The organism is Brevibacterium sp. CFH 10365 (assembly GCF_009299785.1).
Classification (GTDB): Bacteria; Actinomycetota; Actinomycetes; order Actinomycetales; family Brevibacteriaceae; genus Brevibacterium; species Brevibacterium limosum.
In genome coordinates this window covers 1-14,726 of the sequence record NZ_VIGO01000016.1, presented here as the reverse complement: position 1 = coordinate 14,726, position 14,726 = coordinate 1, and the positions used below count along the sequence as shown (strand labels likewise).

Annotated in this window: 10 protein-coding genes; 7 read left to right on the top strand and 3 right to left on the bottom strand. The window is 66.8% G+C overall.

What is annotated here, in order from left to right; translation table 11 throughout:
* Nucleotides 1-14: 14 nt before the first annotated feature.
* Nucleotides 15-1,058, bottom strand: coding sequence for a glutathione S-transferase family protein (locus FHG09_RS19495; RefSeq protein WP_152349305.1), 1,044 nt, complete (start codon nucleotides 1,056-1,058; stop codon nucleotides 15-17).
* A gap of 234 nt (nucleotides 1,059-1,292) precedes the next feature.
* Nucleotides 1,293-3,101, bottom strand: a complete 1,809-nt coding sequence (locus tag FHG09_RS19490) for an AMP-dependent synthetase/ligase (RefSeq protein WP_152349304.1) — start codon at nucleotides 3,099-3,101, stop codon at nucleotides 1,293-1,295.
* 189 nt (nucleotides 3,102-3,290) lie between these two features.
* Here FHG09_RS19490 and leuS point away from each other — a divergent pair, with 189 nt between their 5' ends.
* Nucleotides 3,291-6,221 carry a leucine--tRNA ligase gene (gene leuS, locus FHG09_RS19485; RefSeq protein WP_152349303.1) on the top strand — a complete coding sequence of 977 codons (2,931 nt, stop codon included), beginning with the start codon at nucleotides 3,291-3,293 and terminating at the stop codon, nucleotides 6,219-6,221.
* Nucleotides 6,222-6,324: 103 nt separating this feature from the next.
* A complete protein-coding gene (gene nadE, locus FHG09_RS19480; protein ID WP_152349302.1) occupies nucleotides 6,325-7,158 on the top strand; it encodes an ammonia-dependent NAD(+) synthetase in 834 nt (277 codons plus the stop codon).
* Between the two features lie 3 nt (nucleotides 7,159-7,161).
* On the opposite strand, the gene FHG09_RS19475 is transcribed toward nadE, so the two are convergent.
* Nucleotides 7,162-7,878 carry a hypothetical protein gene (locus FHG09_RS19475; protein ID WP_152349301.1) on the bottom strand — a complete coding sequence of 239 codons (717 nt, stop codon included), beginning with the start codon at nucleotides 7,876-7,878 and terminating at the stop codon, nucleotides 7,162-7,164.
* A gap of 96 nt (nucleotides 7,879-7,974) precedes the next feature.
* On the opposite strand from FHG09_RS19475, the gene FHG09_RS19470 reads away from it, so the two are divergent.
* The 5 genes from FHG09_RS19470 (at nucleotide 7,975) to holA (ending at nucleotide 14,699) form a co-directional block, all read left to right on the top strand.
* Nucleotides 7,975-9,282, top strand: a complete 1,308-nt coding sequence (locus FHG09_RS19470) for a UDP-glucose dehydrogenase family protein (protein WP_152349300.1) — start codon at nucleotides 7,975-7,977, stop codon at nucleotides 9,280-9,282.
* Nucleotides 9,279-10,154, top strand: a complete 876-nt coding sequence (locus FHG09_RS19465; RefSeq protein WP_152349299.1) for a DegV family protein — start codon at nucleotides 9,279-9,281, stop codon at nucleotides 10,152-10,154. The genes FHG09_RS19470 and FHG09_RS19465 overlap by 4 nt, the downstream gene beginning before the upstream one ends.
* Nucleotides 10,155-10,295: 141 nt before the next feature.
* Nucleotides 10,296-11,231, top strand: a complete 936-nt coding sequence (locus FHG09_RS19460) for a ComEA family DNA-binding protein (RefSeq protein ID WP_152349298.1) — start codon at nucleotides 10,296-10,298, stop codon at nucleotides 11,229-11,231.
* Nucleotides 11,215-13,557 carry a ComEC/Rec2 family competence protein gene (locus FHG09_RS19455; RefSeq protein WP_227492896.1) on the top strand — a complete coding sequence of 781 codons (2,343 nt, stop codon included), beginning with the start codon at nucleotides 11,215-11,217 and terminating at the stop codon, nucleotides 13,555-13,557. The genes FHG09_RS19460 and FHG09_RS19455 overlap by 17 nt, the downstream gene beginning before the upstream one ends.
* 158 nt (nucleotides 13,558-13,715) lie before the next feature.
* Nucleotides 13,716-14,699 carry a DNA polymerase III subunit delta gene (gene holA, locus FHG09_RS19450; RefSeq protein WP_152349297.1) on the top strand — a complete coding sequence of 328 codons (984 nt, stop codon included), beginning with the start codon at nucleotides 13,716-13,718 and terminating at the stop codon, nucleotides 14,697-14,699.
* The last annotated feature ends 27 nt before the right edge of the window (nucleotides 14,700-14,726 follow it).

Below are 14,726 nucleotides of genomic sequence, written 5' to 3'. Positions count from 1 at the left end.
AACTGGCCCAGGTCTCAGCTCACCCAGGCAGATGCCGTATGACCAGGTGAGACCTCCTCGCCGGGCTTGACCGGGCCGGGAGCAGTCCCGTCGCCGAAGGGCGAACCACCGAACTTCCGGTCACGGCCGTGATCGCTGAGCCAGCCGGAGAGATCCGGGCCCTTGGGCACGATCTGCGTCGGGTTCACATCCTCGTGGACGATGTAGTAGTGCTGTTTGATCTGCTCGAAGTCGACCGTGTCCCCGAATCCCGGGGTCTGATAGAGGTCGCGGGCGTATCCCCACAGGTTCTCGAAGGCCGTGAGCGGCTGACGATTGCACTTGAAGTGGCCGAAGTAGACTGGATCGAAGCGGACGAGGGTCGTGAACAGACGGACATCCGCCTCGGTGATGGTCTCACCCATGAGGAACCGTGATCGGCTCAGCCGGTCCTCGATCGTGTCCAGGGCGGTGAACAGGCGGTCGAACGCGGCATCGTAGGCGTCCTGGGAGCCGGCGAATCCGCAGCGGTAGACGCCGTTGTTGATCTCCGTGTAGATCAGCCGCATCACCTTCTCCATCTCCTCCCGGGATTCCTCGGGCCAGAGATCCGGCGCACCCTCACGGTGGTAGTCGGTCCACTGAGTGGAGAAGTCCTCCGTGATCTGCGGGAAGTCGTTGGTCACGACGACGCCGGTGGGCACGTCGACGACGGCCGGCACGGTGATTCCCCGCGGATAGTCCGGGTACCGGGCGAAGAAAGCCTGCTGCAGCCGTTCGATGCCGAGCACCGGATCCACCCCGCCCGGGTCGAGGTCGAAGGTCCACGACCGCGCATCATGAGTGGGACCCGGCAGGCCGAGGGAGATGGCGTCCTCGAGGCCGAGGAGACGACGGACGATGATCGTCCGGTTCGCCCACGGGCAGGCGCGGGCGGCGATGAGACGATACCGGCCCGGTTCGACGGGCCACTGGGCGTTCGGATCATTGAGGATCCGATCGTCGATGTAGTTCGTATCGCGGTTGAATTCCGCGCCCTCGGTCACGTAGCTGGGCGTGTGATCGGTGTTGTCGGACATGACGCTGCCTCCAATGAGCTCGGTTCGAACGACTTCTGCCCTCAGCTTACGACGCTGAGGCAAGCCCTCGCCGAGGCGGCCCGACGTCACTGTCGCCACGTCCGTACCGGTGGGGGAGCCGACCCCCGCCGAGGCGGGACGGCGACGGCCCGGGCGCGGACAATCGACGTCCGTGCCCGGGCCGTGCCCCGAGGCTTTGCTCAGCGATTCATCGTCGTCGGCAGCGGCTGTGTCTCAGCCGGCGTAGAGCGCGTCGATTTCGGCGGCGAAGTCCTTGCTGATGAGATGACGCTTGACCGACTGCTTGGCTGAGAGGTAGCCGTTCTCCTCGGTGAGTTCGATCGGCAGGATCGTGAACTTCTTGACCCCCTCGGCACGCGAGACGGTCCTGTTCATCTGCTCGACGGCCTTGGCCACTTCGGCCCGGATCGCATCATCGTCGGCGGCCTCGCGCAGATCCATCGGCGGCAGATCATGGTTCTTCAGCCAGCCCGGCAGCATCTCCGAATCGAGGAAGATCAGTGCGGAGACGAACTTGCGGTTCTCACCGACGAGCACCGGCTGGCCGATGATCGGGTGACGGCGCAGCACGTCCTCGAGCGGCGCCGGGGCGATGTTCTTGCCGCTGGAGGTTACGATGATCTCCTTCTTGCGGCCGTTGATCGTGAGGTATCCGTCTTCATCGAGGGAGCCGAGGTCACCGGTGCCGAACCAGCCGTCGTGGAACTCCTTGGACGTGGCCTCCGGGTTGTTCCAGTATTCGCGGAAGACCGGCACGCCCTTGGTCAGGATCTCACCGTCGGGAGCGATCGCCACCGAGACACCCGGCAGCGGCACGCCGACGGTGCCGATCTTCGACTTCTCCGGAACGTTGACGGTGATCGGGGCGGTGGTCTCGGTGAGGCCGTAGCCTTCGAGGACGATGATGCCGAGTCCGCGGAAGAAGTGGCCGAGGTGAGCGCCGAGTGCACCGCCTCCGGAGACCGCATGAGTGACATTGTCGCCCATGACCGCACGCAGCTTCGAATAGACGAGCTTGTCGAACAGGGCGTGCTGGAGCTTGAGGCTGGTCGGAACCTTGCCGGTGTCCAGAGCCTTCGAATACGCGACGGCGACCTGCTCGGCGCGGCGGAAGATCTTCTCCTTGCCGCCTGCCTGGGCGGTCGCCAGTGCAGAATTGAAGACCTTCTCGAAGACGCGGGGCACACCGAGGATGAACGACGGGCGGAAGCTGCCCATGGCATCGGTGAGCTTCGTCAGGTCCGACTGATGGGCGAGCAGAGCGCCGTTGCTGATGGCCAGGACCTCGATGAACCGGGCGAAGACGTGGGCCTGCGGCAGGAACAGCAGGCAGCGCATCTTCGTGTCCAGAACACTGGGGATCTGGTGGCGGGCGGCCTGGGAGGTCTGGACGAAATTCGCGTGGGTGAGCACGCAGCCCTTGGGCTTTCCGGTGGTGCCGGAGGTGTAGATGATCGTGGCCACGGATTCGGATCCGACCTGCGAGCGGGCGGCTTCGAGTTCCTCGTCGCTGATGTCCTTGCCGGCCTCGGCGAGATCGGCGAATGCGCTGTCCTCCCAGACCCGCAGGGCCGGCTCTTCGCGTCCGCCGGCCGCAGCCGCGGCCCGCACCCGATCGGCATGGTCGCCGGTGGCGACGAGTCCACGCGTGACATTGGCGTCGGTGAGCATCCACGTGAGCTGGCTCTCTGAGGAGGTGTCGTAGAACGGCACGGAGATTCCGCCGGCATACCAGATGGCATAGTCGCTCAGCGTCCATTCATAGGAGGTGGGCCCGAAGATCGCGATCCGATCGCCGACTCCCACGCCCAAGGCGATGAGCCCCTTCGCCGCGGCTTTGACCTCGGCGAGGAATTCGGCACCGGTCGTGTCGATCCACCCGTCACCGTCGGGCTTGGCGACCAGAGGGCGGCTGGGATCCTCCGCGACTGTGCGGAGGAAGACATCGGTGGTCGACGAGGTGGAATCGACCTCGAAACCGACGACGGGTGTTGACGACTGCGGCATGGTCGTTGAGCTCATGGGTCTCCTTCGAGGACGTAAGTTACTGCTCGGTTATCTTACAGTTCGGCCGGGTCTCAGTGAAATCGGTCACGTTTGCCGAGATATCCGGCGTCCGCTGCCCTGTGGGCAGTCTAGCCAAGTCGAATCAAGGGGCGTTCAGAGTACGATGGTCGGAACCCGCTCACGTCTGTTCAGCGAAGGAAGGTAATGACGACGAACCCTGAGGAGACCGGTTTCCGCTACGATGCGGCGCTGGCCGAAGAGATCGAGAAGTCTTGGCAGCGCACTTGGGAGGAATCGGGCACGTTCCACACCCCGAACCCCACCGGAGACCTCGGCGAGCTTGACTCCCAGGACACGTCGTCGCCCTACGGCCCGCCGGCCGACCTCAGCGAGCGCGAGTCCCTGTACATCATGGACATGTTCCCCTACCCCTCCGGAGTGGGACTGCACGTCGGCCACCCGCTGGGCTATCTGGGCACCGACGTCTACGGCCGCTACCAGCGGATGCGCGGACTCAACGTCATGCACGCGCTGTCCTATGACGCCTTCGGACTGCCCGCCGACCTCTACGCAGTGCAGACCGGTCAGCACCCGCGCATCACCACCGATGCCAATATCGCGAACATGACCGAACAGCTGCGTCGTCTGGGGCTGGCCCATGACGTGCGCCGCCGCTTCGCCACGACCGACGACGAATTCGTCAAGTGGACCCAGTGGATCTTCCTGCAGATCTTCAACTCCTGGTACGACCCGGAGGCGACGACCCCCGACGGTGAGGCCAAGGGCGCGGCCCGTCCGATCGAGACGCTCATCGAACAGTTCGCCTCCGGCACCCGCCCCACCCCCGATGGTCGCGCCTGGTCGGATCTGAGCCCGGCCGAGCGAGAGAATGTCCTGCAGGGATTCCGCCTCGCCTACGTCTCCGAATCCCCGGTCAACTGGTGCCCCGGACTGGGCACAGTGCTGGCCAATGAAGAGGTCACCGCCGACGGCCTGTCCGAACGCGGAAACTTCCCGGTCTTCACACGTCGTCTGCGGCAGTGGAACATGCGGATCACCGCCTACGCCGACCGCCTCATCGACGACCTCGACGTGCTGGACTGGCCGCATGCGATCCACGCGATGCAGGTCAACTGGATCGGCCGGTCGAAGGGCGCGCTGCTGCGACTGCCCATCGCCGGTGACGATTTCGCCGGTGACGACGTCGCCGACATCGAGGTCTACACCACCCGCCCGGACACCCTGTTCGGCGCCACCTACCTCGTCCTCAGCCCCGAACACCCGCAGGTCGCCCAGCTGACCGCGCAGGCATGGGATGAGTCCACGCCCGAGTCCTGGCGTGGGGGAGAAGCCACCCCCGCCGAGGCGATCGCCGCCTACCAGCGCGTCGCAGCCGCCAAGACCGACGCCGACCGGCAGCAGAGCCGGGAGAAGACCGGCATCTTCACCGGCTCCTATGCGCTCAACCCGGCCACCGGGGACCAGGTGCCGATCTTCGTCGCCGACTACGTGCTGATGGGGTACGGGACCGGCGCGATCATGGCCGTGCCCGCCGAAGACGCCCGTGACTGGGACTTCGCGAAGGCCTTCGGACTGCCCTATATCCGCACCGTGCAGCCCCCGGCCGACCACGACGAGGATGCACCGTTCACCGGCACCGGCGTGATGATCAACTCGGCCAACGCCGAGATCGACATCAACGGCCTCGGCATCGACGCGGCGAAGGCCCGAGTCACCGCATGGCTGGCCGACAGGGGACTGGCCACCGAATCCACCCAGTACCGACTGCGCGACTGGCTGTTCTCCCGCCAGCGCTACTGGGGCGAGCCCTTCCCGATCGTCTACGACGAGAACGGCACCCCCATCGCACTGCCCGACGAGATGCTGCCCGTCCAGCTGCCCGAAGTCGACGACTTCGCACCGCGGACCTACGCACCCGATGATGCCGACAGCCGTCCCGAACCGGCGCTGAGCCGAAACCAGGAATGGACGAGCATCGAGCTCGACCTCGGTGACGGTCCGAAGACCTACCAGCGTGAGACGAACACGATGCCCAACTGGGCCGGATCGTCGTGGTACCAGCTGCGCTACGCCGACCCGCACAATGACGAACGCCTCGTCGATCCGGCCAATGAGAAGTACTGGCTGGGACCGCGGGCCTCGAAGCCGCGCGGCGGTGCCGACCTCTATGTCGGCGGCCAGGAGCACGCTGTGCTCCACCTGCTCTACGCCCGGTTCTGGCACAAGATCCTCTTCGACCTCGGCCACATCTCCTCGTCCGAGCCGTTCCACCGTCTGGTCAACCAGGGCTACATCCAGGCCTATGCGTACACGGATTCCCGTGGTGTCTACGTCCCCGCCGCCGAGGTGGAGGAGCGGACCGAATCGAACGGTGAGCTGACCTTCTGGTTCGACGGCGAGCAGGTCAACCGGGAGTACGGAAAGATCGGCAAATCGCTGAAGAACTCCGTCATGCCCGACGAGATGTACGACGCCTTCGGGGCCGACACCTTCCGCGTCTACGAGATGTCGATGGGCCCGCTGGAGCAGGACCGGCCGTGGGACACCCGTGCCGTCGTCGGCGCGCAGCGATTCCTGCAGCGCGTGTGGAGACTCTTCGTCGATGAGACCACGGGCGAGTCCGTGATCTCCGACGGCGAGACCGACGCCGAATCGCTCAAGGTCCTCCACCAGGTCATCGACGGCGTGCGCGAGGACATGGACCATCTGCGGTTCAACACTGCGATCTCCAAGCTCATCGTGCTCACCAACCATGCCACCAAGCAGGGCGGTGCGACCCGGGAGGTCCTCGAACCGCTGTCCATCATGCTCGCGCCCTTCGCCCCGCACCTGGCCGAAGAGCTGTGGTCGCGTCTCGGGCACGAGTCGACTGTCACCTATGCTTCCTTCCCCGCGGCGGATCCGAACCATCTCGTCGCCGAGACGGTGACCTGTGTGGTTCAGGTCAAGGGCAAGGTGCGTGCACGCCTCGAGGTCGCTCCGGACATCTCCGCCGAAGAGCTGGAGACGCTGGCCCTCGAGTCGCCGAACGCCGTCAAGGCCCTCGGCGGTGCCGGAGTGCGCAAGGTGATCGTGCGCGCACCGAAACTGGTCAACATCGTTCCCGACGCTTGAGAATAGGGCGACACTTCGCCGTAACACAGCATCTGGGAGACTGCATGAGTACGGGTGCCGGGCAACGGCGCATCGCCCCTTTCCGACTACGACTGGTGAGAGCATGACGAACGACAGAGTTCAGGACGAGATCCGACACGCCCTCGGCGTGCGACCACAGATCGACCCGGCCACCGAGGTCGCCCGGAGGGTCGAGTTCCTCGTCGACTATGTGCTGACCACCGGTGTCAAGGGACTGGTGCTCGGCATCAGCGGCGGACAGGATTCCACCCTGGCCGGCAGGCTCTGCCAGCTGGCGGTGGAGGATCTGCGCCGCCGCGGTGCCGATGCCGAGTTCTGGGCCGTGCGTCTGCCCCACCATGTGCAGACCGATGAGGCCGATGCTCAGGATGCACTGTCCTTCATCGCCGCCGATCATGAGCCGGCGATCAACATCGGCGCCGCCACGGATGCGGCCGCCGAGGAGTACGAGAAGGCCACGGGCACGCCGATCACCGACTTCGGCAAGGGCAACGTCAAGGCCAGGATGCGGATGATCGCCCAGTTCGAACTGGCGGGGGAGAAGAGGGCCCTCGTCGTCGGAACCGATCATGCCGCCGAGGCGGTCACCGGCTTCTTCACGAAGTTCGGAGACGGTGCGGCCGACGTCGTCCCCCTGGCGGGTCTGAACAAACGGCAGGGACGGGAACTGCTGCGCCACCTCGGCGCTCCCGACCATCTCATCGTCAAGGCTCCCACCGCGGATCTGCTCGACGACGAACCGGGACAGACCGACGAATCGTCACTGGGCCTGACCTACGACCAGATCGATGACTTCCTCGAGGGGAAGGAGATCGAGCCCGCGGCCGCCTCGGCGCTCATCGAGAAATACCGCAGGTCAGAACACAAACGCCGCACCCCTGTGGCCCCGTTGGATTCGTGGTGGATCCGGCACTGATCCTCAGTCGTTGAACGGCGGGGTGCCCGAGACCAGCCCGAGTTCGAGTGCTGTCTGATTGAACTCCCATCGGGAGGAGACGAAGTCGTCGCTGAGGCGTTCGCCGCGGCTCTGGGCCTCGGTGTAGCCGCGCCAACCGTCCTTGCGGGCATCGCCGGGTCGGATCTCACGGGTCCCGGAGTCATCGGGCGAGATCTGGGTCTCCTCCTTCACCCAGATCGACAGGCCTTCGGCCGCCCGATAGAGGTTCATGAACGCCGTGTGCGAACGCGGGTTGTCGAAGCTGGCCGTCTTGAACTCGGCGCAGAAGGTGTAGAGCGGTTCGAGTTCGTCGACGGCCACGGTGGCGAAAGTCGCATCGAGTCGCAGGGACTGGACGAGGCCGGACGAGTCCGGGATGAGTTCGAGGATCCGGCGGGCGCGACGCTCGTCGGGAAGCAGTTCGACAGTGTTCTCCACCGGAGTCAGTCCGGGCGTGTCCATCCGGCCGCGCTCGAGGCTGAGCTGCTGCCGCAGCGCGTCGATCTGGTGCTGAGCGCGCCGCCATTCGCCGTGGAACATCAGCAGCGCCGCGATCACGCCGAGGCACAGCACAAGCCCGATGATCCACGCCGCAGAGTGCAGCCCGGGAACGGCGAAGGCCACGATGCCGAGCACGGTGAGCACCGCAAACGTCACGGCGGCCGGTGAGTTGGTGAGGAAATCAAGGAAACGCTTCACATTCCCAAGCGTACTGTTTCAACCTCCACATATCGTGCAACCGGGTGGCATATAGTGTGGTGCGAAAACGCATGCCAATTCCCAGGAGAGCTCGGTTTGAAGATTTCAGTCGTCGGTTGCGGATATCTGGGCGCGGTCCATGCGGCGGCCATGGCGTCCCTGGGCCACGAGGTCACGGGAGTCGACGTCGACACAGAGAAGGTCGAGGCCCTGACCTCCGGCCGGCCGCCCTTCTTCGAACCGGGACTGAGTGAACTCCTCGTGAAGGCTCAGGAGCGCGGGAAGCTCGTTTTCACCACCGACATCTCCCGTGCCGCCGACGCCACCGTGCACTTCGTGTGCGTGGGCACTCCGCAGAAGCCCGGCGAGTTCGCCGCCGATGTCACCTATGTCGATGCGGCCGTGAGATCGCTGCACCCGCACCTGACTGAGACGTCGGTGGTTGTGGGCAAGTCGACCGTTCCCGTGGGCACCGCCGAGCGCCTGGCCGGCACCATCGCCGACACCGGGGCCGCGATGATGTGGAACCCGGAGTTCCTGCGCGAAGGCCATGCCGTCGAGGACACGCTCCACCCGAATCGGCTGGTCTACGGAGTCGCCGACGGCGAGCCCGGCCACGCCGCTGCCGCGACCCTCGATGACGTCTACGCCTCGATCCTCGCCGACGACACTCCGCGGATGATCACGGACTTCGCGACCGCCGAGCTCGTCAAGACCGCGGCGAACTCGTTCCTGGCCACGAAGATCTCGTTCATCAACGCCATGGCCGAACTCTGCGAGGCCTCCGGTGCCGATGTCACCCAGCTCGCCGATGCGATCGGCATGGACGACCGGATCGGCCGCAAATTCCTCAACGCCGGGCTCGGGTTCGGCGGCGGCTGCCTGCCCAAGGACATCCGCGCCTTCATGGCCCGAGCCGGAGAGCTCGGCGCCGATCAGGCGGTGGCGTTCCTCAAAGAGATCGACTCGATCAACATGCGTCGGCGGGTGCGCATGGTCGACATCGCCCGAGACGCTCTGGGCGGATCGTTCATCGGTAAGAGGATCACCATCCTCGGCGCCGCGTTCAAACCCGACAGCGACGACGTCCGTGATTCTCCGGCCCTTGCCGTGGCCCGACTCATCGCCACGCAGGGCGGACTCGTGACCGTCACCGATCCGCAGGCACTCGGCAATGCGAAGAAGTCGTTCCCCGAACTCGACTACGTCGCCGACACCGCTGAGGCGCTCACCGGGGCCGAAGCGGTGCTGCTGCTGACCGAATGGCGCGAATACCGCGATCTCGACCCGGCGGCGACCGCTGGACTCGTGAGCGGGAAGGTGCTCGTCGACGGCCGCAACGTGCTCACTCCGGAACTGTGGCGGGCAGCGGGCTGGACGTATCGGGCCCTGGGCCGTCCATGAGAATCGGACTGGTCACCGACTCCACGGCACAGCTGTCCGCGGCCGAACGCGAGGAGCTGAGCGAGGCCACCGGCGGCCTCTTCGCGGTGGTGCCGCTGACCGTGCTCATCGGCGGAGTCGCCTTCGCCGACGGTGAGGTCGGTGCCGGGCATCTGTGCGCGAAGATGACCGACGGCACCGAGGTCACCACCTCCATGGCCACGCCGACGCAGTTCTCCGACGCCTATGCGCGGCTGCGCGAGGACGGGGCCGAGGCCATCATCGTCGTGACCATGTCCGCGGAGCTCTCGGGGACCCGCGATTCCGCGGTCAGAGCCGCCGAAGCCGAGGACATCCTCGTCGATGTCGTCGACTCGAGGACCACCTCGGCGGGATTGGCCGGGGCGCTGGCCGTGGCTGTGGCCGGGATCCGGCAGGGACTCGACGTCGAATCGATCGCCGGCACCATCGCCGACTGGTGCGCGGGCGAGACCCGCTCGGTGTTCGCCCCCGGCAGCCTCGAACACCTGCGCCGAGGCGGCCGGATCGGTGCCGCATCCTCCTTGCTGGGCAGGGCCCTGCAGATCGTTCCCGTGCTCGGTCTCAACGCCGGCATCGTCGTTCCGCTCGCCCGGGTGCGCACCCGGGCCAAAGCGCTGGAGAAGATCGTCGCACTCGCCGCGCAGGCCGCCGCCGAGGTGGCCGACCCCGAGGACACCGTGGAGGTCGAGGTGCAGAATGCCGAAGGGGAGATGGACACGGTCGATGCCGAACTGCTGAGCTCACGGCTGCGCGACCTCGGATTCGACACCTCGTTCAGGACGCTGTCGACGATCATCACCGCGCATGTGGGCCCCGGCACCGTCGGCGTGACCGTGCAGACGAAACCCTGACTCGCACACTGCTGACTCGCACATTGCTGCCTGGGGACGCTCACGTGACTTGACCGCCTCAGCCCTGTGGATGCTGGGGCCCTTTCCACAGGCGACTTCTGCTGCCTGGCAGGCAATCGTCGCGGGCCTTAGCGTCGGACCATGGCTGTGTCCCCGGATGATCGCTTCGCCGGCCTCCTCAACGCCAGCGCCGAGCGCGGCGGTTGGGTGCCGGGCGATATCTACACCGCCGACACCGCCGGTGAAGAAGAACCCGTCGAGCCCCGTCGGGTGCGTCTGCCTGTGCTGGCGGCGGTCGGCATCGCCACGGTCGGAATCCTCGTGCTCGCCTTCTTCCTCTTCCGACCCGCGCCACAGCATTCGCCGGCCGGGGACGGCAGCGGCGCCGGACAACCCGCACAGGTCGGACAGTCGCCTGCCGCGACAGCCGGTGGGGTCGAATCGGGTGAAGCCGGCGCACCCGGTGCGGGAACGACCGGCGGCCAGGAGGGAGCCGCCTCGGCGAAAGGGGCGAGGGCCGATGCGAACGGGGAGGTGATCGTCCATATCACCGGGGCGGTGAGGAATCCCTCCGTGGTCACCCTCAAAGCAGGAGCGCGGGTCCACGACGCAGTCGAGGCCGCAGGTGGGCTGAGCGCCGGGGCCGACGGCGAATCGGTGAATCTGGCGCGAGTGCTCGCCGACGGTGAGCAGATCCATATCCCGAAGGAGGGAGAGGAATCGGCGGCCGGTGTCGACGGTGCTGGGGCGGAGGGGGCCGGACCGGAGGGAACGGCGCAGGACGGGGCCGGGGGAGCGGAACCGGGACCAGGAGGAGCCGGCGATTCATCCGCTGGTGCCGCGAACGGTTCAGCCGGGCCCGAAGGCGGTCCGCCAGGTCAGGCCGGAAAAGTCGATCTCAACACCGCCGATGCCACCGCCTTGGAGACTCTGCCCGGAGTCGGTCCAGTCACCGCCGAGGCGATCATCAGCCACCGCACCCAGCAGCCCTTCGCAAGCGTCGAAGATCTGCTGCTCGTCAAAGGCATCGGACCGAAGACCTTCGAAAGCCTCAAAGACCTTGTCACCGTCGGCTGACCCGGACCGCCGGACACAGCACTCGCGGCCGCGCAGGCGACAGCCCCTGCGAGCGCAGTCGCTGAGACACAGACTCGGGGCGCTGCGCCGGGCGAGTGAGTCCCTGCTCGCGTGGGTGCGGGAACGGGTTGCGCTGTGGCCGGGCTCCGTTCGTCTTCTCTGCTGTGCCGCCGGCCTGTGGGCCAGCGCACTCCTGTCACCGGAACCATGGGCGCTGTTCGGCATTCCCGTGCTCGGGCTCGTCGGGATCCTGACCCTGAGACGCCATCACCACCTCGGTGTCGGTGTCCTCGTCTTCACCTGTCTGCTGACGATCCAGATCACCGCTCTGGCCGCCGCTCACGGACCGGACAGACAGGTCGAGACCACGGGGCTCGTCGTCGGCCGCAGCGAACCCGGCGCATCCGAGTGGACCAGGCTGACACTGCTCACACCCACCGGCTTCACCCACGTCCTCAGCCCCGACGTCGTCGCGGACGGAGCGAAGGTGCGGATGCCCACGGAACGCCTCGACGACATCCGCTCGACCGACGCAGAACCTCAGGTGCTCGAAGAACCTGACGGGCTGTGGCAGTGGCGAGACCGCCTGCGCACCGAACTGCGCGACGACTCGCTGGCCGCCGGCAGCGATGGAGGTCGTCTGCTGCCCGGGCTCGTCGTCGGCGACACCTCTCCGCAGGACGATCGGATGGTCGACGACATGCGAGTCGTCTCCCTCACCCACGTCTCGGCCGTGTCGGGCAGCAACGTCACGATAGTCAGCCTCGGTGCCGGACTGCTCGCCGGAGCCTGCCGAGCAGGACCCCGACTGCGTGTGAGCATCGGGGTGCTCACCTGCATCGGCTACGTCTTCATCGTCGGATTCGAACCCAGTGCCATCCGAGCCGCCGGAATGGCGATCGCGGCGGCACTCGTGTTCCTGCGCGGCGGCGGGATCTCCCCGGTCGCGGTCATGTGCTCGACGGCGAGCCTGCTTCTGGCATTCGTGCCCGTGTTGGCCACCTCGGTGGGGTTCGTCCTGTCCGTGGTCTCCACGGCGGCGATCATGTTCGTCGTTCCGATCCTGCTGCGACGCCTCGCCGTGCACCTGCCGCTGCTGCCCACGGTGCTCGTCACCGCACTCATCGTGCCCTTCGTCGCCCAACTCGCGTGCACTCCGGTGCTCGTGGCGATCGATCCGCGCATCGGACTGTGGTCGGTGGCCGCCAACGCTCTGGCCGCACCCGCGGTCATGCCGGCGACGGTGGCCGGCTTCCTCAGCCTCGTGACCACCGGCATCGGGACATCGGGACTGCCCGGAGCGGACTTCGCCTCCGCACTGCTGGCGTGGATCGGATCCTTCCCGGCGTGGTGGATCGTCGTCGTGGCCCGAGTCTGCGCCGCACTGCCCGGAGCCGCCCTCGACTGGCCGGTGCCGCCGGTCGGAACACTGCTGGCACTCGGGCTGCTCGGACTGGCCGTGGCCGGAACATGGATGCTCGTGCGCCGCCGCCTCTGGGGTCTGCCCGTGCTCGTCCTGTGCTGCCTGCTCACCGCCGCCGTCATCGTCACGGTCAGGGCGAAGCCGCCGGCGGCGGACTGGCTGGTGCTCGTCTGCGATGTCGGTCAGGGCTCGGGGGCGGTGATCAACCTCGGTGACGGTCGGGGTCTCGTCGTCGACACGGGGCGCGAGCCGAAACCCATCGACACCTGCCTCGACGAATCCGGCATAGAGGAGTTCGACCTGCTCATCTCCCACTTCGATGCCGACCACTTCGCCGGATACGCGGGCACGACGTGGGGGCGGAAGGTCGACCGGCTGTTCGTCTCCGTGAATGTCGCGGGCTCGCCGGAGGCGAAGCGCATGATCACCGACACCGGCGCCGAGGTGGTCCCCACCCACCGCGGCCAGACGCTGAGCTTCGATACGGCCACCGTGGAGGTGCTGTGGCCGCCGCTGCGTTCGGTCATGTCGGCGGAGGACGAAGAGCTGCGCAACGAAGACTCCCTGGTGGTGCGGGTCGAACAGGCTGGGCTGAGCACTCTGCTGCCCGGCGATGTCGGGGCCGAGGAGCAGTATCTGCTGGCCCAGCAGGTGCGGCCGGTCGATGTGCTCGTCGCACCGCACCACGGCTCCTCCGACCTGGCGCCCGAATTCTTCGCCGCCGCGGCTCCCGATCTCGGCGTCATCTCGGTCGGGGAGAACAGCTACGGGCATCCGAGCACGAAGTCGGTGCGGTCCTTCGGCCCCATTCCCGTGCTGCGCACCGATCGCTGCGGTTCGGTCGCGCTCTACGCGCAGAGCCGATACAGCACAGGACAGAGCTGTCCCGAGAGCAAGGGCTGAGACTCCCGTCGCCCAGCGGCTCTCATCGAGGACCGGTCGGGCCGAGATCGTACGCTGGTCGGGCCGGGATCGTGCGCCGGTCGGGTTCGTGCGCCGCTCAGGCCGGGAACGCACTGGTGGTGACTGTCGTGTCGGTCAGCCACGATAGGCTGGGGTCCATGGCAGCGAAGAAGACCCTGATCCCGTGGAGTTCGGCGAAACCCGCCCCCGTCGTCATGATCTCCGGTGGCGAATCGGTGCTCGTCCGCATGGCCAAGGACCGCATCGTGTCGGCCGCGCGGAAGCAGGATCCCGAAGAGATCGAACTCGACGCTGCCGGATACCAAGCCGGTGAGCTGGCGATGGCGGCCTCCCCGTCCCTGTTCTCCTCCTCGAAGCTCATCATCGTCGATGCCGTCGAGAAGTGCTCGGAGGACTTCTTGGGCGACGCCCTGGCTTATCTGGACGCACCGAACGACGACGCAGTAGTGGTGCTGCTGCACGCCGGCGGCAATCGGGGAGCGAAGCTGATCAAGAAGCTCGACTCCGCCGGCTTCCCCCGCATCGACGCGGCAGTGCTGAAGAACGAAAGCGATCGGGCGAAGTTCGCGCAGACCCGGTTCAAGACCGCGAAGCGGCGCATCGACGAAGCCGGCATGGCCGCTCTCATGTCGGCGCTGGGCTCCGACCTCGCCGAACTCAATGCCGGAGTCGACCAGCTCATCGAAGACACCGAAGGCACCATCACCGCCGAGGTCGTCGACCAGTACTACGGCGGCCGCGTCGAGGCCACCGGCTTCAAGGTCGCCGATGCGGCAGTGGCCGGAGACGCGAAGAACGCGCTCAGTCTGCTCCGACATGCGCTGTCGACCGGCTCCGATCCGGTCCCGCTCGTGGCGGCAGTGGCGATGAAGCTGCGCGGCATGGCGAAGGTGCAGGGATTCTCCGGCACCAGCGGCGAGCTGGCATCCGAGCTGAAGATGGCGCCGTGGCAGGTCGACCGTGCCCGCCGCGAAGTCCGTCGGTGGAATGAGGTGGCACTCGGCCAGTCGCTCATCGCCGCGGCCGAAGCCGACGCCGCCGTCAAGGGCGGGGGACGAGACCCCGTCTACGCCGTCGAATGGTTCGTCTCCGAAGTCTCTCGCCTCGCCCGCCTCCGCTGACCAATTACTACCTGACGGCTGTGAGTC